Consider the following 20,385-nt stretch of genomic DNA (forward strand, 5'->3'; position numbering starts at 1 on the left):
AGAAAGTAAGCCTAAATCCAAAACAAACTGCTCTTTTTCGCTTTAAGCGTAACGAGTTGACCCCAAATAGTTTTGATTGACTAAGCTATGTTCGAATTCTTGCCCGGGCATCGGCTTTCCATAGAGGTAACCTTGTCCAACATCGCAGCCTTCTTCAACGATGAATTGCTCCTGAACTTCTGACTCAATGCCTTCGATGGTGACTTTCAAGTCGAGTTTTTTGGCAATTTGAACAATAGAACGAACAATCTCTTTGTCTTCACTTGAGTTCAACATTTGGTCGACAAAGCTCTTATCGATCTTGATTGCGTCGAATGGGAACTTTTTGAGGTAACTGAATGAGGCATAGCCTGTACCGAAATCATCAAGTGACAATGTAACACCGATATCATGCAAAGATTCCAAGGTGTTCTTTGCCACCACTTCATCCGCGATCAGGCCGCTTTCAGTGACTTCGAGTTCTAAAAAATGCGGTTCAAGGTGATAAGTTTCTAAGAGGTGAATAACTTGCTCGGCGAAATGCACGTTTTTAAGTTGAACGGCAGACACATTGACGGCCATTTTGAAATCATCGACGTATTGTGACCACTCTTTGGCTTTTTCAATCGCGTTACGCAACACAAAACTACCAACCTCGAAGATCAAACCGTTTTGCTCCGCCATGTGAATCAAGGTTTCGTTTGAGATGTCACCAAGAACAGGGTGCCTCCACCGTAACAGTGCTTCTGCGCCAACCCAGCGATGAGTGAGCGGGCAGACTTTCGGCTGGAAATAGAGCATCAAGTCGTCATTACGAACGGCGTGTAACAAATAACCTTCGATCTTATTAAGGTGACTTTGTTCTTCGGTATGTGACTGAGAGTAATAAGCAAACTTTTGCCCCGAGTCTTTGCAGGCAAGCATCGCTTCTGACGACTTTTGCAGCACACTTTCAGCATCGTCTTCGTTGTCAGTTATCGCAATGCCAATAAAAGCATGCAAATGAACCTTGTCATTATCTATGGCGAATTCTGAATGGCCAACATTAACCAAACTCTTGCACAGTTCTTCGAGGCGATGCTGTAAATCCTTAACGCTGAACGCCAATACGAGGTCAACAGAAGTAGGGCGCGCCGTGAAAACTTCAACATCGGAGATGCTTTCGATTCGTTGACGGTATTCAACCAACACTTGGTCTAATGCGTTATAACCGTAACGAGCTTGGATACGTCGACCATTGGTAAAGCCGATATGAATGACAGCGTAAGAACAATCGGTCAGTCTATTCTGTGTAGACAACCTTTGGTTTAAGCGAGATTCAAATGCGTTGCGGTTCAAAAATCCGGTACCAAGATCGTGGTTCTTCTGGAAATTGATTTTTTGTTCAGCCGCTTTGCGCTTATCAATCTCTTGGTTGAGTGAGTAGTTCAGGCTCGCTAAATCTTTAGTTCGAGTGTAAACGCGGTTTTTTAACTCTTCATTCATCTGAGTCAGTTTCGCGTGCTGAAACAATGTCTTGAGTTGAGATTCGATTGAAGTACGAAAGCTTTCTAGTAACTTGATATAGGTAGGTGTGTAGTGGTTTTCTTTAGAATCTAAGATGCAGATCGTACCGAACAGCTCGCCATTCGGCCAAAGTAACGGAATACCACAATAAGACACCAAACCAAGTTTGATGTCGGGGTTGTTTTCCCACTCATGGTCAGCCAAGGCGTTAGGAACGACAAGGTTTTGCTGAGATTCCATTACCTTTTCGCAGTACAAGCCATTGCCTAATGTTTCTGAGTCGCCTTGGGTATAGGGGTTATTTTCGCTACGGCTGGTTGAAAAAACTTCGATGGAGTTGCTGTGGACACGCATGATGAGAGCCGCTGGAACCTCAGTGATCTGAGCCAGCAAGTCGACAATATTTTGCCAACCGGATTTCATGTCGTCTGGGATGTCTAAATCTAGAGTTTTAATTTTCTTCATATGACTCCGAGTCAATTATGCTTAATGCATCAACACATCCTGTGTTAATTATGATGAAACCAAATAGCCTGTGAACATTACGTTAATTAAGTATAAGAAAAGTTGCAGAAAAAAACCTCTGCAATTTTGCAGAGGTTTTCAAATATGAATCTGGGTCTCAGTAATGAGATAAGTTTCGATTAAGGCTTTAACTTTATAAAATCTTCAGTGTTAAGTTTCTGTTTATAGTCTACCGATGGTTGAGCAAAACCGTTCAACTGTAAAAACTCTTCTTTAAAACCTTGATAGTCACCGATTGATTGGAAGTTGTTTTCATCCATGGCTTCAAGTAACTCTGTCACATGAGCTTGGGTTTCTGGATCGAGTTCCCATTCATCCATTCGCACTAGTCGTTCACCATCAAGTGGCACTTTTTCCTGACCATACAGTTTGCTACTAAACAAGCGCTGCATCTGTTCGATACAACCTTCGTGGGTTTCTTTCTCTTTCATCACTTTATATAAAGCAAGCAAGTAGGGGCTTAAACCCGGAATGAATACGCTCGCTTTGGTGACTAATGCCTTACACACGGTCGCGTAAGCATTACCGCCAAAGTTTGCTAGTTCAAGGTTAAGTGCGTGGCTGGTTTGATGAAGGTCTATTTTAGCGCGGCCCAAAGTACCGTCCAAGTAGATAGGGTGCGTGACTTCTGGACCAACGTAAGAAAATGCGATGGTTTTACAGCCTGGGGCGATAGATTCAGCATTGATCAGCTCATCTATCCAGTTTTCCCAGTCTTCGCCACCCATGACTTTGAGTGTGCTTTCGGCTTCTTCTTCGGTTGCTGCTTCAAGCGTGTTGGTTACCCAATGATCGTGTTCAAGAGATATCGTCGCGCCAGTGACGCTTTCACCGATTGGCTTGATCGCAGAGCGCCAGAAGTCTTCGGAATTTGGTTTCGGTCTAACGCCAGCGGCTAGGCTGTAGATAATCAGATCCACTTCACCTTCGAAGTAAGTTTCGATGGCTTCGACAACTTGGGAGCGTGTCTCTTGTGAAAAGGCATCGCCAACGATGTTGATCGCAGTACGCTGCTCTCGTTCGGCTTCTTTTCTGAAGTAGATATTGTTGTACCAACCTGCAGTGCCTAAGGATTTTTCATTAGGACCGCGCTCGAATGAGACGCCGATGGTGTCAGCTTTAGCACCGCCAAAGGTAAGGGCGATACGAGCGGCAAGCCCGAAGCCAGAGGATGCGCCGATGATCAGGACTCGTTTAGGGCCATCTTTGATTTGCGGCGCACTCTTAACAAATTTGATCTGTTGTTTGACGGCTTCTTTACAGCCAAGAGGGTGAGCGCTTTTGGCTACCACACCCTTGATAATAGGTTCGATCAGCATAAATAACCTTACAGTTAACGGTGATATGCACTCAGGCTAACGTAAAGCTGTGTAAAATTTATTGAGCTAGACCATTAAAACTTAAAGATACTGATATAATTCTTCGGCGACGAATTCAGCGATCCAAGGTTGAGCTTCTGGTTTTGGATGCAGTCCATCGTTCATCATCCACTCAGGTTTGAGGATGATGTGCTCAAGGAAAAAGGGCAAAAGTGGCACGTCTTGTTGATCAGACAGCGATGTAAAAACGTACTCGAATTGTTCGTTGTAACGTTTGCCGTAGTTAGGTGGGATTTTAATCTGCATCATAATTGGTTTTGCGCCCGCAGCTTTTACTTGCTCGATGATCTGGTCCAGATTTGCAGACATAAGCTTAGGAGGGAAGCCACGCAGTCCATCATTCGCGCCAAGTTCAATAAGAACGGTGTCTGGGGCGTGTTCTTCAAGCAGTTGCGGTAAACGCGCTAGGCCATTGCCCGTTGTGTCACCAGAAATACTGCCGTTGACCACGTTCACGGTTTTATCATGTTTTTCCAATGCGTCTGGCAACAAACTTGGCCAGCTTTGCTTGATATCCATGTTGTAACCCGCACTCAAGCTATCGCCAAGTACCAATAACTTGGAAACTTGAGCTGACGTAGGGCCTTGAGCTAACGAAGCGGTTGAAAATAAAATAAAAAATAAAAAGGAAATTAGTCGAGTCATGCATACATCCATCATAAAAGCAGAAGCTGTTTCCAAGACAGTGTCTACTAATCAAGAACATTTAACAATCTTAGAGCATGTTGATATCGATATTCGTGAGGGTGAAACGGTTGCGATTGTCGGTACTTCCGGCGCGGGTAAATCCACGTTAATGACACTGCTTGCAGGGCTCGACGTTCCAACTTCTGGCGAAATCAGTTTGTTAGGCCAACCTCTATCACAGCTAGATGACGAAGCGAGAGCCAAAATTCGCAGTGAATCCGTTGGGTTTGTTTTCCAAAGCTTCTTATTGATCCCAAGCCTTTCTGCGCTGCAAAACGTCACGCTACCTTGTTTATTGAAAGGTGAAGACGAAGACATCGAACGCGCGACGGCTCTGCTTGAATCTGTGGGCTTGAAAGACAGGCTTGATCACTTGCCATCTCAACTATCAGTTGGTGAACAACAAAGGGTCGCATTGGCTCGTGCGTTTATGATTAAGCCTAAAATTTTGTTTGCCGATGAACCAACGGGCAACCTAGATCAACAAACGGCAGCGAAAATCGTCGAGTTGTTGTTTGAACTCAATTCATTGCACGGCACCACGCTTGTTCTCGTGACGCACGACCCTAAACTCGCACAGCGTTGCCAACGAACCTTGAAAATGCACGTCGGTCACATAGAGGAAGTGTAAATTGAATTCATCACACGGACTGAACAAACGACTGTTTTCATGGAGCATCGAAGAAATTCGACATGGTCAGCTATGGCCGGTATCCATCGCTTTAACACTCATCATTGCTTGTGTGTTTGCGCTTTCAGCTTTGGCTGAGCGTATGGAACAAGTGATCGTAAAGCAAGGCAAAGATGCGTTAACCGCCGACAGTGTATTTGTATCGGCAAACCCAATCCCACAACCTTTATTAGACCTGACTCAGGTTGAACAGTTAGAAAGCTCTCAGTTAACTCGCTTCTCAACGATGGCATTCAGTGATAACTCGATGCAATTGGTTACCGTTAAAGCGGTAGAGAGCAATTACCCTTTACGCGGTGAAATGATACTAGAAGGCGCAGATAATGCGGCAAGCAATCATGTTGAACCGGGTGAATTGTGGCTTGATGAGCGTATATTTGCTCAGCTAGAAGTTGAGATAGGTGACAATGTCACGATAGGCGATGCCGATTTAACAATCACAGGGCGTATCGCGCAAGAGCCGGGCTTGAGTTTTAACCCTTTCCAACAAATGCCTGCTGTTCTGATTCACAATAACGATGTTGAAGCGACAGGCGCTATCCAACCAGGTAGCCGCGTTAGCTTTAGATTGTTTTTAAATGGTGATGAATCGAAACTCAAAGCCGCACAAGACAGTATCGAACTGACACCAAGTGATCGCTGGCGTACACAAGATTCAGCCAGTCGTACCAACGACATGTTCGAAAGTACCACTCAATACTTATCGCTGACGGTAGCTATCGTAGTGATCATGGCTGCGACTACTTTAGTTCTGACTTGCCAACACTATGTGGCGAGTCGTCGAAAAACCATTGCGATGCTTAAAAGTTTAGGTGCGAGTAAGCAGTGGATTATTAAATGGCTATCTGTACAGGTATCTCTGTTAGTCGTTATTGGTGCTGTACTGGGTATTACCATTGGTATCGGCCTAGAGTTTCTATTGCGAATTCCACTGGGTGACCTACTGCCAACACCACTTCCTAGTTATGGCGCTGAACCTGCAATACTGGCTATCGTATCAAGCATCTTGATTGGCGTGCCTGCGTTAGGTATCCCACTAATAGGTTTGGTCAATACATCGGCCATTAGCGTTATTCAATCAAATCACCAGTTACGTGAAAGTTATAAAAAGTACCTGTTGTTGCTTGTGCCTATTATTCCAATGATGTTGATGTACGGCGATAACTTGTTGGTGTGGATTGTCTTAGCCGGTATCGCTTGTCTGTTCTTAGTATTAGCGGTCGTCAGTAATGTGGTATTGCGCTTGTTTGGCAAATTACCGACATCAACCTCGATGCGTTTGGCGTTAAGTCGAATCAATCGCACACCTTTTGCTACTGGTATTCAGTTCGGGTCTTTAGCGTTGTCTTTGATGTTGCTATCGATTATCTGGTTAGTGAGAAGTGATTTGTTGTCAGATTGGCAACAAACCTTACCTAAAAACGCGCCCAATGCGTTTGCACTGAACATTGCGAGCTATGAGAAATACGATTATCTCGCGACCATTGATGCCAACAATGTAGAGCGTACTCAGGCGTTCCCAATTATTCGTGGCCGCTTAACCACAATAAACGGAGTCGAAGCGAACGAGTACAGTGATACATCGGAAGGTACAGATGCACTAAGCCGAGAGATTAACTTTACGTGGGGAGACGCTCTACCAGTCTATAACGAAGTGCTTGAAGGCGCTTGGACTCAAGAGAAAGGTGTGTCCGTCGAATCTGAAGTGGCTGAACAGCTAGGCTTGGAGATTGGTGATGAGCTAACCTTCACGATAAACAGCCAGAGTGTTGTGGCCAACGTGAATAGTATCAGGAAGGTAGAGTGGCGTGAAATGAAGCCAAACTTCTACTTCATCTTTACACCGGATGTATTGAGTTCGATTCCTTCTACTTGGTTGGTGAGCTTCAGATTAGAAGAGCAGCACAATCAAATGCTCAACGATCTGTCACGTAATCACCCGACTGTAAGTTTGATGGACATTCGAAAGATGGGCAGCAAGATACAAGAGCTGCTTAAACAAATCGTCTGGTCAATCACCGTGCTCGCGGCACTTGGCGTGGTAGCGGGGCTGTTGTTAATCTTCACACTGTTAAGATTGAGCCTATCTCAACGACAGCAAGAGATTCGTTTATATAGAACCCTAGGGGCGAGTAAGAAGCGCATTCTTAATACCATTTGGTGTGAATATGGATTGATGGCACTGGTGGCGGGCTCGATTGCAGCTTTGGGTTCAGAACTCAGCGTCGCCGGCGTGATGAACTTCGGCTTCGAGTTAGAACCATCACTTCATCCAATGTTGTGGATTGTTCTTCCGGTTCTGACTTTCATCACTTTAGCGGCGGTAGTTAACAGTTTGATTAAACGTTTATTGGCGCCAGTAAACAAAGACTTTGGATAGTCACTAAAACGAGATTGGTTAAGTAAAAGCGGGTGACTCACTTACGTCACCCACATTTTTTAAAGCGGTCTAGCAGCGAATACCTATTTGCATCTTTTAGGTCACTCGCGATAGGCCGCTTTTTATTTAACCAACTGGTGTGACTCACAAGATATATCTCACCTTAAAATAGACATTTCTCAGCATTAATTAAAACTCATTGTTCAATATCGCCGATTTTATGAACATCGGTTAGTCCCTGTAAACAAAGGGTTTGCGCAACTTAGCAAGAACGTTATCAACAGTTATCCACAAAAACGGTGGATAACTTTAGGGATAAGTTAACATCGATGTTTTACGAGTGTTGAGACAGCCTTTATGTGGCGTCACTTAGGACAAATCTGACTGTTAGATAACCTTGAAATCGTAATCTAGAGTTATTAAGTCAAGAAATTATTTTTGTTTTTTTTATGGATATTAAGAAGCAGAATGCTAAGACCTTGATAAAAATGTGATTTAATTCATCGCCGAACAAAAGTAGAATAGAGGCAGTTAATCTAATTCTACAGAACACGATGAACCACAACAAAACGGATACAAATCAACCTTCTATTGCCATTGTTGGCGGCGGTATTGCCGGAACCACAAGCGCTATTCATTTTAGTGAGCTGGGTTTTAAGGTCATTATCTTGGAAAAAGGGCCAAGTTTGGTTAATGGGCCACCCATTTGCCACTTGCACGCTGGCGGCAATTTGTATCGAGATATTTCTGTAGAGCAGTGTCTCCAATTGCTCACGCAGTCGATTGATACTGTCCGACTATTCCCTCACACGATCAATATTCGACCGACAATCATCGCTGTGCCACATAGTGATGGCGGCGAGCCGACGGATTTACTTCCTCGCCTTAAGCTCATCAAACAAGCCTATGCTGACCTTGTTAAACAAGATAAAAGCAATCAAGTGCTTGGCGACCCGGAAGAGTATTACAAGCTGTATAACAAAGAGGATTTGTTAGCACTTTCTGAAAAAACGCAGCCTCTGAAGCCTACATCTCTCGATGACTGGTGTATTCCTTTTGCTAAACACACTGATTTAGACACGCTCAAATACCCTGTTGCGATGGTTCAAGAGTATGGTTGGAGTGTATTCCGATTGTCCGCGACAGCTCAGTTATCCCTTGATAAACAATCGAATTGCACTGTGTTAACCAATAGCCGCTTACAGTCTGTTGAATCGACTCATGAAGGCTGGTCTTTAACTTACACTGACCGTGAAAATCAAAGCCGTAAACTGACGGCAGATTACTTGATTAATGCGAGTGGTTTCGAGACCGGCATTGTCGATGACTTTGTTGGCTCTAAACAGCAAAGGTTGGTCGAATTTAAAGCCGCCTACGTTACTGAGTGGCCATATTCGCAAGAATGTAAGGAAGAGTGGCCAGAGGTTATCTTTCATGGCCCAAGAGGTACTCCGCAAGGCATGGCGCAATTAACGCCGTATGCCGATGGTGTGTTCCAGCTTCATGGTATGACAGAAGGGATTACGCTGTTTGAGGGCGGATTGGTTTCATCTTCAACGGATTCATCGCAACCTCAGTTACCTTCTAAGCTGCTTAAGAAAATCGTATCTGGTTGGAGTGAAGAGCAACTTGAGTTAAGAACGCGAGCGGCGATTACTCATATGTCTCAGTTCATTCCAAGCTTTGCTTCTGCTGAAGTTGGCGGCAAGCCGCTTTTCGGTGCGCAGCAAATTCCGGGAACGGACCCAAGCTTGAGAGCTTCAGACGTGTCTTTCTGCGGTGACCGCTATGCTCGACTTGAAGTCGTCAAAGCGTCTTCCACTTTAGAGGCGGCACAAAAAGTTGCTAAGCAATGGTTTGATATAACTGAATCGATATCGATTGAAGATACGCACTCAGTGACAATGTCACTTAATCTAAATGATATTGAAAACAGAGCGATAGGATTAACTCAAGAGCGCGGTTATCCAGATGCGCTTGCGAAGGTATCAGGGCAAGATCACGGCTAAAGCTGGTCTAATTCTCTTAGAACCTTATATCTTGACCTTAAACCATGATAACCAAATACAAAATCCAGCTTGCTGCAAACAGTAAGCTGGATTTTTCTATTTAAGCGTCTGGTTAATCTATCTTAAGCGAATGTTATGCATCGAGAGCAAAAGCATCAATAACCGAAGAACTGCGCCCACTGACACCACACATCTTGTAAGCCCAAACGATCGCCTTTACTAAACGATATTTCATGGCCCGGTTTTGCTTGAGCTAACCTCGGTAAGTCAATTCGAGCGATACACCCAATCTTCGGATATCCACCAATGGTTTGTCGGTCGTTCAATAGCACGATAGGTTGCCCGTCTTGTGGGATTTGAATTGCCCCAAGTGCAATTCCCTCAGATAACAAAGAAACATCAGGAGAAGCGACCGGCTCACCACTGAGTCGATAACCCATACGGTTCGAATTCTGGTCAACACGATAGTTGGAGCTATAGAGCGTTTCCTTCGCAGGTTCAGAAAACAGATTGCATTGATAACCTTCAATAATGCGTAAATTCAAAGGCAAATTATAGTTCGGCTTATATCTGAACGTGACGCTCACTGGCTTGAAAGGTTGAGTGAGAGGATGTGTCGAGAATGCTATCTTCTGACCTTGTTGGCAAGACTCACCATTTTGGGTAAGACCGCCAATCTTTTCTCGTGTAACCGTAGAACGACTATTTAGAGTCACGGGAACATCAAACCCTCCCTTAATCGCCAAATAGGCTCGAAGGCCATTCTTCGGTAATCCAAAAGATAAAATCTGCCCAGCTCGAGCTTGGAAAGTACTCCAGTTATCAAGCTTCTGGCCATCCAAAGCCGCCTGCAAGTCTCCGCCACATATCGACATTTCACAATCATGATCGATCTTGAAAGCGCATTGTCCTAGGGTAATTTCTAACGCGGCTAAGTTTACGGGATTTTGTAATAGGTGATTAGCCCAACTGTAAGAGTAATCATCGACCGGGCCGCCTTGTGTTAAACCGAGGTGTGCGACACCAAATCGTCCGAAATCTTGAATCAAACTCATAGGACCCGGCTTAAGTACTGTCAGTGTTGGCTTAACCATGAAGCACGCCTCCTAGTTCAATGAATTCTTCTTTAGTAATGGCTTTAAATTGCACGCTATCGCCAACATTCAATAATGAGAGACCTTGCGAGGCCATGTCTGCGTTGGTTAATTGGCCATAGTCGAACAGAGATAGAGGGCAGTTACCTATAATATTCCATCCACCCGGTGAGTCAGATGGATAAACAGCCGTTTTTGAACCTGCAATAGCAATACTGCCTTTAGGCACACTTAAACGCGGAGTCGCATGGCGCGGCAATACCAGCTCATCAGGCACATCAGACATAAAGGCAAAGCCAGGAATAAAGCCAATTGCGCTGACGTGGTATGTCTGAGAGGTGTGATAAGCAATAACAGAATCTAACGATAGCCCTTTGTCTTGGTATCGTTCTAAATCGAGTGCGGTCTCTTTAGAATAATAGGCGGGCAGTTCAACAACATTTGATTGGGAATGTTTTTTTGCAAGTGTCGACAAGGATTGAGTGAGTAGGGTGTTAAGTTGTTCAACCAATTGTTGTTCAGATATTCGGTAAGGGAGGTAATCCACCAATATTGTGTGATAAGCCGGTGTCACGTTCATTAATACTGACGCGAAATGTTGTCGAATGGCTTCAGAAAAATGAGCCATGTATCGAGAATCATCCGCACTTGAACTGTGCTCTGCACCTTGCGTCACGCTTGAAGAGCAAACCGGCTTTAATGTAACGAGAACACTGCACTCTGCGACAGGGTCGATATTGAATTCAATCTTGTTCATCTTCATTTCGCTTCCATACTGATACGAAGAAATACGCTTTAAAGTACATTCGTGCCAATCACAGCATAATGAGCTTTGGTAATTGGCCATGGTTTCTTGTTTTGTGGTCTTATCTTATCGCTTTCTTTTTAACTAACCGCTTCGAAGCTTACAGCTTTATAGCTTTCGCAGTATTAATTAAAAGCGTTGAGGTCTTGTCTGATTTTCTTTATCAATGCGATCGATTGTGGATTATCGCCATGGACGCAAATCGTGTCGGCTTCAATAGGGAGTCGTTCACCTTCGAGCGTTGTAACTGAGCCGTAATTGACGATCTGCATGACTTGGTTATAGATATCATCTTGATTGACATAAACCGAACCTTTTAAAGTTCTCGGCGCGAGCTGTCCACTGTTTAAATAAGCTCTGTCTGCGAACGCTTCAAAGAGTAGAGGCAAATCATGATCATCAGCGATGTCTAAATACTGTTGATTATCAGAAGAAGAGAGGATCATTAAAGGGATGTTGAACTCAGCAACCGCTTGAGCGACTGCGTTAAACACATCGGTGTTTGCCATCATATCGTTATAAAGGGCGCCATGAGGTTTCACATACCCAACCGTAGTATGGTGATAACGACATAGGGCTTGCAATGCGCCCACTTGATAGCAAACTAATTCGCTGATCTCGTCCATAGTGTGAGGGATTGAACGTCGCCCAAAGCCAACAAGATCTTGATAGCCAGGATGAGCACCTATCTGAGTATGGTAGTGTTCGGCAAGCTTAATGGTTTTAGACATCACGTGAGGATCGGACGCATGAAACCCACAGGCAATGTTTGCCATGTCGACCCATTCCATGACCGACTCATCATCGCCCATCTTCCAATTGCCGAAACTTTCTCCCATGTCGCAATTAAGCAAAATCTTCGTTGTCACGTGGTGCTAATCCTTTACGTTGAGGTAAGTAACGACGGTCTTATAAATGCCAAAAATAAACAGTGACCTGACTCAAACTTTCGATATCGGAAATTTACCAGTATGGCATTTCATATATAGTTAAACTATCGATTAAAGGATTAATATCTATCTGTATATTAGGTGAGCACATGATATCGCGCCAGGTTTGCTTAGGACTAGCATTAACGACACCTGTTTTTGTCTCTGCTCAAGAAAACTCTCTAGATCAACTCATGTCGATGAGCCTTGAAGAGTTGTCTATGTTAGATGTCGAAATGGAAACGGCTTCGAAAGTGACACAAAAACTCACTGACATCCCCTCGTCGGTGTATGTGCTTTCTAATGAGAGAATTCAGCGCAGTGGCGCGAAAACCATTGCAGAGGTCCTAACACTTGTACCTGGACTCAAAGTCACCAAATTCAACGAAACCTCATGGTTTGTTTCGACACGCGGCTTTCATGATGGCCTATATAACAAGATGCTCGTGATGATGGATGGACGAAGCTTGTTTAGCCCAGTCTATGGCGGTACGTATTGGAGCGACGTTGATTATGTACTTGCCGACATCGATCGCATCGAAGTACTAAAAGGCCCCGGTGGAACAATTTGGGGAGGCAACGCGGTTAATGGTGTTGTCAATATCATTACTAAGTCTGCCAATGATACGCAGGGGACTTATCTCTCAGGTGTCGCTTCTAATACTGATAACTATGAATTTAGTGTTCGTCAGGGATTAAGCCTAAACGACAGTGTGAATGCTCGTGCCTTTTATAAGTACCGAGAAGAGCCCACATATCGCACAAACGAATCTGAAAAATGGAAAGCACAAACGGCAGGGATGGTGTTTCAGCCAAGTAATGCTGAAGAAAGTTGGTCATTACGTATTGGTGGTGAGAAAAGCTTTTATGAGTCGGAGTTGTATACGTTCCAATATGATAATTCAGGATCGTTTGTCGGATCACAAGCCAACGATTTTGATAATAAGAGCCAATCGGTTTACGTCCAGTTCAACGATTCTCGCCATTTTGATGAAAGTTCGACACTCTCATATTCGTTGTGGGGTGAATATAATGAGGATAACGCGCCAGACGCTCCAGGAAGCTACTCGACCCTCGATTTTGACTCTACATATATCAACCAGCTGTCGGCAAACCATCAGCTAACACTCGGTGGTGGCCTGCGATATATGTACCTTGATTTCTCCTCAAGCCAAGTTTCGGACGTTGATTGGTACAACCCTGATTACTATGGTCGAGCCTACAATATCCAATCTGCCAACGATTATATTGCGAACGCTTTTATACAATCTCAAATTCAAATGACGGAAGCGCTGTCTATTACTCTTGGTGCCAAGGTTGAACACTTTACACAGAATGATTCAACTGAGCTTTCACCTCAACTGAGTGGTTTATATAAGGTAACTCAACGTCACTCCATATGGGCGGGGCTTAGCCGTGCAGTTGTTGCACCATCTTATATGGATTCCAATTCCACCTATTATTTCAATAGTTACAATACTGATTCAAACAACAGCTACTTAGATGTATATAAATCAAGCTCGAATCTTGAAACAGAGAACGTCGTAACGGCGGAAATGGGTTATCGCTACTCAAACAATTCAAACTTTGAACTCGATGTAACGATTTACCTGAGTGAACATGACAACCTTCGCTTCCACAGTTATGACCCAAACGATATCCCCGCTAACCATGTCTATGTCGGGGCGTTGTCTGATGATTATAAAGCAAAAACTTATGGCTTAGAGTTAGGCGCGAGTTACCAACTCACCGCAGATCTAGCCAGTTACCTGAGCTACGCCTATGCGACGTTAGAAGGTAAGAATAAAGGTGATGACCCTAAATCTAGTCTTCAAACGAGTGTTTATTACGATATTGATAATGAACATTTAGCCACGGCACAGTTGATGTGGAATATCACAGAAAGTTGGCAATTCGATGTGATTGGCCAGTACATTAATGTGAATTATCCAGACTATTGGGTAGCAGGCGATGGCACTCAATATGAATGGCAGTCTTACCCACATGAAATAACCTTTGATGCGCGTCTCGCATGGAAAAAGACGTCCGCAGCGCCTTTAGTTGAAGTGGTTGTTGAAAACATAGGTAAGAGTGACGGCTATCAAGCTGAATTCACATCTCAGAAAAGCGTCAATCAAGAATCGGTGTATGTGAGGATCTCTCATGAATTCTAAATGGCTTAAGCACCGCATTAAGCTCGGTTTCTTTAAATTAGGCCTTGCCGCTTTAACGATGCTTATTATGCCTTTGAATACCTCGGCAGCTAGCTTCAAACCTTATGAAGTGAAAGCGGTGTACCTTTTTAGAATTGCGAATTTTATACGTTGGAATGATGAAAGCTCAATGAACGCTGTGAACTTTTGTGTGATTGGCGATGAAAAGGTAAGCCAAGTGCTATCGTCAATTACAGAGGGGAAATCTATTCGTTCGCTCGCTATCCAAGTTCAACAGTCGATTACTTCTAAGTGTGATATTACGTATTTGTCTGACCGTAAAAATGACCAATTCCTTAGTCAAGAGCACTCCCCACATACTGTGACAATCAGTGATATCACTAACTTTACGGACTTAGGTGGAGTCATTGAGCTCACTCACATTGATAATAAGCTCAAACCTAAGATCAATTTAGAGAATGCAAGGCGCGGTGACTACGTCATTGGCTCAAATCTGTTACGAATCGCTATAGTGGAGGGCCAATAATGTTGTCTTTCATTAATAACATATCGATTAAAAACAAGCTGATATTACCCATCATCATCTTCATCGCAGTCACTTTTGTCACGATTCAATCAGTAAATTACACTGTCACGTTTGAAAGAGAAAAAGAGAGTCTTATCCAGCGTGTTAAAGTGCTAGCACAAGGTGTTGCTTATAACCTACAAGCCGCGATTCTATTTGAAGACAGGTCATCGGCTCAGGAAATTTTGTCAGCTTTCGTAGCAGATAGAGATATTGTTAGAGTCAAGCTCTATGACATTAACGAGCAGCTTTTTGCAAGCTATCAGGTGAGTAACACTTTGGTTCCAAGGCCAAATACAGATGAATTAGACGATATCGCAGATCATCAATTTGCCATCTCTGAGCATTTCATATTTTTACTCGTTCCAGTGACGCTGGATGGCGCAGTGATCGCGAACTTGAGAGTGACAATATCGAAAGAGACGTTTAATGCGATCTTAACGAATATTTTCAAGGTTGCGGTCGTCTACCTGTTGTTTCTGGTGATCTAAGGCGGAGTACTGGTCAAATTGGTTCAACGCTTGATCATCGAACCGATGTTTGACCTCAATGAGGCGATGCAAGCCTTCGTTGAGCGTCGTTCAAAGCAGCCGAAATTGGTCGCAACGAACCGCGATGAAATCGGTGATCTGGTTCGAGCTTTCAATACCATGTTAGAAAGGCTTCACCATCGCGACAACCAAATCAATTTTACGTTAGACAAGTTACAAGAAGAAAAATCGTTCGCAAATGAGGTCATTGAAACCGTTCAGCACTCGTTGTTGGTGGTGGATGAAAAAGGACTCATCCTTCATGCGAACGCAGCTACTCGGGATATTTTTAAATGCTCGGAAGCCTTTCTTGAGAACTTGTTGATCCAAGAGTTGATCGCGACCAAGCAAACGGGCTACTTACAAGTTGTTACTGATGCCAATATTGAACTCAATGATGAATTGCTGGAAACCACCGATCTCTTTCAATCAAAACGCTGGCTTCGTGTGAGTAGCCGTTCTTTGACAAAACACGGTCGTATTCTTTACGCAATCCAAGATGTCACAGATATAGAAACGGCCATGAGCCGCCAACGTATTGCAGCGGGTGTTTTCGAAAACAGTAAAGACGGTTTGATCGTGCTGAACTCGTCCAATGTGATAACTATGGTTAACCCGGCGATCACACAACTTCTCGGTTATCACTCTGATCTGCTGGTGGGCAAAACACCATTTGAAGTATTTTCGTGGCAGCAGTTTTCATCACTAATGCCGACAATTCGCAGTTCGTTAGAGAACTATGGTCAATGGCAAGGCGAAGTGTGGGAGAAGAGTGCGTCTGGTACGTTAGTTCCAATGTTTGTCAAAGTGAATAGAGTTGCCTCAGACAATGAGAAAGACGAGTTTGATATGGTATTAACGCTGTCTGATTTGTCCAACGTTAAAGAGATGGAAAGACTCGAACACTTGGCTCATCACGATGCATTAACCGGGTTAGCGAATAGAGCGCAGCTGTATAAGGTTATGGATGATGTTGTCACGTCGAGCCACTATTCAAATCAGCATTTCGCGGTTGTCTACTTGGATTTGGATGGTTTCAAAGAAGTGAATGACAGCTATGGACACGATGCAGGTGACGAGATCCTTAAAGAAGTATCAAACCGGTTGTTATCTCAGGTAAGGGCGGGGGATTTGGTTGCACGTTTGTCGGGTGATGAATTTGTTCTTATTATTAAACAGACAAACAAGGTCTTGTTAGCTAAGTTAGCCGAGCGATTGTTGGATCTGATCGGGCAAGAAGTTAACTATAAACAGCGTTCACTTCATGTGGGTGCGAGCTTAGGTATCCATTTAGTTGATGGCTCAGAGCGTGATATTGACGTGATTCTAAAAGTTGCTGATGAGGCTATGTACCAAGCGAAACGCAAAGGAAAAGGCCAGTTTGTGTTCGCTCGTGAGGGTAAATAGGCTCCGGTGTTTGTGAGCCCACCCTAAGTTGTTGTATCATAAGTGATAGGTTGAATAATTTTAATTAAAAGGTCTGCTAAACATGAATGTTTTAGTTACAGGTGGCATGGGCTACATCGGCAGTCACACAAGTATCCAAATGATCAATGCAGGTATGACGCCTGTTCTTTTTGATAATTTGTATAACAGCAAGCCGAGCGTATTAGAACGTATCGAGAAAGTGTCTGGCGTTCGTCCTGATTTTATTGAAGGCGACATTCGCGATAAAGCACTACTGATTGAAACCATGAAGCAACATAACATCGAAGCTGTTATCCACTTTGCTGGTTTGAAAGCGGTTGGTGAATCCGTTGCTAAGCCTCTTGAATACTACGACAACAATGTAAATGGTTCGCTAGTTCTTGTTGATGCAATGCGTGAAGCTGGTGTGAAAACACTAGTATTTAGTTCATCAGCAACGGTATACGGCGATCCAGCCAGTGTTCCAATTACTGAAGATTTCCCGACAAGTGCAACCAACCCTTATGGCCGTAGTAAGCTAATGGTTGAAGAGTGCTTAACAGATTTCCAACAAGCGAATCCAGATTGGAGTATTACACTGCTGCGTTACTTCAACCCAGTCGGTTCTCATCCAAGTGGTGAGTTAGGTGAAGACCCACAAGGTATCCCAAATAACCTAATGCCATTCGTATCTCAAGTAGCCGTAGGCCGCCGTGAATTCTTATCCGTATTTGGTAGCGACTACCCAACAAAGGACGGCACTGGCGTACGTGATTACATCCACGTCATGGATCTGTCTGACGGTCATATCGCGGCACTTGAGAAAGTAGGGCGTAAAGACGGTCTTCATATCTACAATCTTGGTACAGGCAACGGTTCAAGTGTATTAGATATGGTTAAGGCGTTTGAGAAAGCGAGCGGCAAACAAGTCCCTTATCAACTGGTCGATCGTCGCCCAGGTGATATCGCAGAATGCTGGGCAGATCCGGCTAAAGCTCAGAAAGAATTGGGCTGGAATGCAACACGTACACTGACTGACATGACCGAAGATACATGGCGCTGGCAGTCAACGAACCCTGATGGTTTCCCTGGTTGATCTAGCCGTTTCATGAATAGTTAACGTACAAAAAGATGCTTTAGGGCATCTTTTTTGATCTAAATCGAATAAAAAGTAAATTAGTGGTTAAAAAGTATCATTCTGTATTCGTTGTGTTACTATGCTCGCGAATTATATGTTTAATGTTAATTTTCTTTGGAGTTAATCATGGAACTAGGCCTAATCATCACTTTCATCATTGCTGCCGCAGTAATGGTTAAGAAAGAAATGGCAGAGAAGTAAGACGTAATTTCACTTATTCCTTTTTGATACAATTTTTAGTGAAATAGATAAAAGCCAGCATTAAGCTGGCTTTTTAGTTTCTGCTACATTAGTTTTTCTGTATCAGTTATTTAACGAATTAGAATTCGTATTTAGCTGAAATACCGTAGTTTCTTTCCGCTTGAGAGTTCTCTTTGTAAAGCTCATCATCGCCGCGGATGTCGTTCCAACGGTAGTACTCTTCATTCGTTAAGTTAAACACGCCACCACGAATAGTCAGATCTTTGATTGGCTTGTAGTAAGCCGTCAAGTCAACAACCGTAGCACTTGGAAGCTCAGCTTGACCAGCGTTACCGCCACTTTCGTCATCGAAGTTGATGTCTGAACCAGACTTGTCAGCCGTGTAGTTTAACTTAAGGCTAGTACCCCAGTTTTGGTTTGGAGCGTCGTAGTTAAGGCCTAAAACAGCATTCCAAGGATTCACACTATTTAGTGCATTTCCGTTTCCGTCTTCACCTTCAGTGTATGATGCAACGAAGTGTGTCGAAATGCCTTCAGGCGCGCCTACCAAAACATCCCAAAGTAACGTGTTTGAGAACTCAATCCCCTTAATCGTGGCCGAATCTAAGTTAACGTTAGAATAGTGCGTTGTTCTGCCAACCTTTTTCGTAACTACTGTCTCGATAAAATCATCGTAGTCACTGTAGTAAGCCGCAATTTCAGATGATGAAGCTTGAGTATTATGACGGTAGCCCAACTCGTAAGAGATACTGGTTTCTGACTTCAGATCTGGGTTTGGATCATTTACGTAGCCGTGTCCAGGGTTGTCATACGTGTAGTACAGTTCATCGAAAGAAGGGGCTCTAAAGCCTTGGCTTATTTGGCCAAAAATAGTACCTGTATCTGTCAGTTTGTATGTTGAACCTAAACGACCTGTTACTGCGGAATCAGAGAAATCAGTTAACGATTCGGTAGTGTTGTTACCTGGGTCCGTTGAGAAGTAATCAAAACGAACACCAGGAGTAACAACCAGCTTGTCATTCATTAGGCTAATTTCGTCTTGAACAAACAGACCGAATTTTTGCTCTTTAGCATCAGGAGTGTATACATAAAGCTGATCGGCAGTAGCTGGGTCAGAGTTGTACTCCATATTGGTGTTACTAATATCACTATGTGTATAAGTCGCACCATATACTAGGTAATGGTTGTTAATCTCTTTGTCTAGCTGCGTCTCGATCTCAAGCTTATCTTCGGTGTATTCGTAGTCTTTTGTTTGTAAGTTGTCGTTGTTAGCTGGAACCCAAGGCGGCATACCTGGACCTGCAGGTTTAAAGCGCTTCGTTACACCATTTTCTTCTTTAGAAATGTACGATACTTTGCTCGTCACGGTATCGGCAATCGCGCCATCAGCGAACCAAATGTGTTTAATAGCGAATCGATTTTGCGTTGTGTCATCAGCCCCAGTATAGCTATCGTAGCTTGAGTGATAGATATCAGAGTCCGAAGTATCTTTGATTAGCTCAGCTAAAAACTCGATACGATGACTTTCGTTTAATTGGTATTGCAACTTAACTAAAAGATTATCTGCTGAGGTATCTTGACCTTCAACAGCGTAGTTTTCTAAGTCGTTAGGGTTACGGAAGTTTTGCAACTCTTCGCCATCTCGACGAGTGTAGGCTACCAATGTTTCTAAATCGCCAAATCGATTCGCTAGCGCAACATGTTCACTAAAAGAATTGTCTTCTGAAGAGTAAGACAGTTTAGCTTGACCACCAAAATCTTCACCATCCTTTAAGAAATCAGAAGGGTCTTTAGTTTCGAAAGCAACAACGCCGCCAATAGCGTCACTTCCGTGTAAACTTGAAGCTGCACCTTTGATGATTTCAACGCTTTTTAACATGTCGGGATCGATTGAAATACCGCTAGAGTTAATAAATGCATATGGACCACCATCAAATGAACCTGGTTGCGATGAACCATCAACCAAAATCTTAACGCGTTTGCCTTCCATTCCACGAATGTTGATAGTCTGTGCGCCTTGGCGAGAGCTCGAGTTCATCGTGACACCCGGAGTGTATTCGAAGATTTCGTTAACATCTTTTGCCATGTTCTCTTCGATTTGCTCGTCAGAGATGACAGTCACAGAAGCCGCAGTATTGATAAGTGTTTGATTCGTACGAGTCGAAGATACAACAACCTCGTCAAATAGGGCATAATCTTCAGCAAAGGCTGAGGTTGATGAAAGCGCTAAAACGATTGAAGCAGAGAGTAGGGATTGCTTATACATCTGATAGTTACCTTAATTCCATAGTATTATCTTGATTTGCGAAAGATAATATTGGATCTAAATGATAATTACTATTATTTGCATTTGAATTTATTTTCAATTTCGTCAGTCTAAACCTGT

General features: G+C 43.5%; 13 protein-coding genes and 1 pseudogene. 7 read left to right on the forward strand and 7 right to left on the reverse strand.

Features of this window, described 5'->3' with window-relative positions; all coding sequences use genetic code 11:
* Positions 1-42: 42 nt before the first annotated feature.
* The 3 genes from QWZ07_RS01930 to QWZ07_RS01940 form a co-directional block, all read right to left on the reverse strand.
* Positions 43-1,950 carry a sensor domain-containing phosphodiesterase gene (locus QWZ07_RS01930; RefSeq protein ID WP_192852622.1) on the reverse strand — a complete coding sequence of 636 codons (1,908 nt, stop codon included), beginning with the start codon at positions 1,948-1,950 and terminating at the stop codon, positions 43-45.
* Between the two features lie 179 nt (positions 1,951-2,129).
* Positions 2,130-3,329, reverse strand: coding sequence for an enoyl-ACP reductase FabV (gene fabV, locus QWZ07_RS01935; protein WP_192852623.1), 1,200 nt, complete (start codon positions 3,327-3,329; stop codon positions 2,130-2,132).
* Positions 3,330-3,410: 81 nt separating this feature from the next.
* Complete coding sequence (locus QWZ07_RS01940; RefSeq protein ID WP_065105729.1) at positions 3,411-4,034, reverse strand: arylesterase; 624 nt, start codon at positions 4,032-4,034, stop codon at positions 3,411-3,413.
* Here QWZ07_RS01940 and QWZ07_RS01945 point away from each other — a divergent pair.
* From QWZ07_RS01945 to QWZ07_RS01955, 3 genes are all read left to right on the forward strand, one after another.
* Entirely contained in the window at positions 4,033-4,707 is a 675-nt protein-coding gene (locus tag QWZ07_RS01945; protein ID WP_192852624.1) for an ABC transporter ATP-binding protein, read from the forward strand. The genes QWZ07_RS01940 and QWZ07_RS01945 overlap by 2 nt on opposite strands.
* Position 4,708: 1 nt before the next feature.
* Positions 4,709-7,147: an ABC transporter permease gene (locus tag QWZ07_RS01950; RefSeq protein ID WP_192852625.1), complete on the forward strand. Its 2,439-nt coding sequence runs from the start codon at positions 4,709-4,711 to the stop codon at positions 7,145-7,147.
* Positions 7,148-7,701: 554 nt separating this feature from the next.
* Positions 7,702-9,156 (forward strand): FAD-dependent oxidoreductase, encoded by a 1,455-nt coding sequence (locus QWZ07_RS01955; protein WP_192852626.1) that lies wholly within the window; start codon positions 7,702-7,704, stop codon positions 9,154-9,156.
* 155 nt (positions 9,157-9,311) lie between these two features.
* Here QWZ07_RS01955 and QWZ07_RS01960 read toward each other — a convergent pair whose 3' ends face one another.
* The 3 genes from QWZ07_RS01960 to QWZ07_RS01970 form a co-directional block, all read right to left on the reverse strand.
* Complete coding sequence (locus tag QWZ07_RS01960; RefSeq protein WP_192852627.1) at positions 9,312-10,250, reverse strand: 5-oxoprolinase subunit C family protein; 939 nt, start codon at positions 10,248-10,250, stop codon at positions 9,312-9,314.
* Positions 10,243-11,013, reverse strand: coding sequence for a 5-oxoprolinase subunit B family protein (locus QWZ07_RS01965; protein WP_192852628.1), 771 nt, complete (start codon positions 11,011-11,013; stop codon positions 10,243-10,245). The genes QWZ07_RS01960 and QWZ07_RS01965 overlap by 8 nt, the downstream gene beginning before the upstream one ends.
* A gap of 167 nt (positions 11,014-11,180) precedes the next feature.
* Complete coding sequence (locus QWZ07_RS01970) at positions 11,181-11,924, reverse strand: 5-oxoprolinase subunit PxpA (RefSeq protein ID WP_102513921.1); 744 nt, start codon at positions 11,922-11,924, stop codon at positions 11,181-11,183.
* Positions 11,925-12,094: 170 nt separating this feature from the next.
* Between QWZ07_RS01970 and QWZ07_RS01975 the strand changes: the two genes are divergently transcribed.
* The 4 genes and pseudogenes from QWZ07_RS01975 (at position 12,095) to galE (ending at position 17,756) form a co-directional block, all read left to right on the forward strand.
* The gene (locus QWZ07_RS01975) at positions 12,095-14,158 is read left to right on the forward strand and encodes a TonB-dependent receptor plug domain-containing protein (RefSeq protein ID WP_192852629.1); all 2,064 of its coding nucleotides are present in this window, start codon (positions 12,095-12,097) and stop codon (positions 14,156-14,158) included.
* The gene (locus QWZ07_RS01980) at positions 14,148-14,684 is read left to right on the forward strand and encodes a YfiR family protein (RefSeq protein WP_192852630.1); all 537 of its coding nucleotides are present in this window, start codon (positions 14,148-14,150) and stop codon (positions 14,682-14,684) included. The genes QWZ07_RS01975 and QWZ07_RS01980 overlap by 11 nt, the downstream gene beginning before the upstream one ends.
* Positions 14,684-16,660 (forward strand): annotated as a pseudogene (locus tag QWZ07_RS01985) (diguanylate cyclase domain-containing protein). Before QWZ07_RS01980 ends, QWZ07_RS01985 begins: the two are co-directional and overlap by 1 nt.
* A gap of 82 nt (positions 16,661-16,742) precedes the next feature.
* On the forward strand, positions 16,743-17,756 hold the full coding sequence (galE, locus tag QWZ07_RS01990) for a UDP-glucose 4-epimerase GalE (RefSeq protein ID WP_017112006.1): 1,014 nt from the start codon (positions 16,743-16,745) through the stop codon (positions 17,754-17,756).
* 361 nt (positions 17,757-18,117) lie between these two features.
* Here galE and QWZ07_RS01995 read toward each other — a convergent pair whose 3' ends face one another.
* Positions 18,118-20,265 (reverse strand): TonB-dependent hemoglobin/transferrin/lactoferrin family receptor, encoded by a 2,148-nt coding sequence (locus tag QWZ07_RS01995; protein WP_192852631.1) that lies wholly within the window; start codon positions 20,263-20,265, stop codon positions 18,118-18,120.
* Positions 20,266-20,385 lie beyond the last annotated feature (120 nt).

The sequence above is a fragment of the Vibrio lentus genome (genome assembly GCF_030409755.1).
GTDB lineage: Bacteria > Pseudomonadota > Gammaproteobacteria > Enterobacterales > Vibrionaceae > Vibrio > Vibrio lentus.

Coding starts and splice junctions, on each gene's coding strand:
- QWZ07_RS01930 (WP_192852622.1), bottom strand. CDS start 1,950: ATGAAGAAAATTAAAACTCTAGATTTAGACATCCCAGACGACATGAAA.
- fabV (WP_192852623.1), bottom strand. CDS start 3,329: ATGCTGATCGAACCTATTATCAAGGGTGTGGTAGCCAAAAGCGCTCAC.
- QWZ07_RS01945 (WP_192852624.1), top strand. CDS start 4,033: ATGCATACATCCATCATAAAAGCAGAAGCTGTTTCCAAGACAGTGTCT.
- QWZ07_RS01940 (WP_065105729.1), bottom strand. CDS start 4,034: ATGACTCGACTAATTTCCTTTTTATTTTTTATTTTATTTTCAACCGCT.
- QWZ07_RS01955 (WP_192852626.1), top strand. CDS start 7,702: ATGAACCACAACAAAACGGATACAAATCAACCTTCTATTGCCATTGTT.
- QWZ07_RS01960 (WP_192852627.1), bottom strand. CDS start 10,250: ATGGTTAAGCCAACACTGACAGTACTTAAGCCGGGTCCTATGAGTTTG.
- QWZ07_RS01965 (WP_192852628.1), bottom strand. CDS start 11,013: ATGAAGATGAACAAGATTGAATTCAATATCGACCCTGTCGCAGAGTGC.
- QWZ07_RS01975 (WP_192852629.1), top strand. CDS start 12,095: ATGATATCGCGCCAGGTTTGCTTAGGACTAGCATTAACGACACCTGTT.
- QWZ07_RS01980 (WP_192852630.1), top strand. CDS start 14,148: ATGAATTCTAAATGGCTTAAGCACCGCATTAAGCTCGGTTTCTTTAAA.
- galE (WP_017112006.1), top strand. CDS start 16,743: ATGAATGTTTTAGTTACAGGTGGCATGGGCTACATCGGCAGTCACACA.
- QWZ07_RS01995 (WP_192852631.1), bottom strand. CDS start 20,265: ATGTATAAGCAATCCCTACTCTCTGCTTCAATCGTTTTAGCGCTTTCA.